Raw genomic sequence first — 532 nt, forward strand, 5'->3', positions numbered from 1 at the left:
CGTTACCGGCCGCCCCACCATTGCCACCGTTCTGCCCGGCATTCACCGCGTCATGACCGGCACCACCGTTACCACCGACACCACCAAGAGTGGGCGCGGTGCCCCCGATCCCATCCGCGCCAGAGGTTAAGCCGCTACCACCATGGCCCGCGGCACCACCAGCACCCGAACCAGCAGCGTCACCACCAACACCACCATCGAGATGAGCCACGGTGCCATCAGCACCGACACCACCATCACCGGAGACACCGCCGCCACCACCAGAACCGGCGTCACCACCGGCACCCTGACTGCCCACGGCGCCATTCGTCGCCGTCCCGGCCGCGCCACCAGAACCACCATTACCGCCAGCACCACCAACGCCACCGGAACCGGCATTGCCCCCGGCACCGTCATTGACCCCGACCGCACCGGCCGCACCATTGCCACCGACACCACCAACACCGCCGTCAGCGCCCACACCACCAGCGCCACCACTGCCGGCATCACCCGAGACCGAGCCACCAGCACCGCCGGCACCACCGGCACCACC

Annotated in this window: 1 protein-coding gene; it reads right to left on the reverse strand. The window is 69.4% G+C overall.

Annotation, left to right across the window (positions count from 1 at the left end; all coding sequences use genetic code 11):
- Nucleotides 1-126: 126 nt before the first annotated feature.
- Nucleotides 127-532 (reverse strand): hypothetical protein (locus tag ACZYY4_RS23035; protein WP_463812335.1); only part of this gene is annotated, 406 nt, incomplete at its 5' end.

It is taken from the genome of Mycobacterium sp. IDUB_21 (assembly GCF_055419425.1).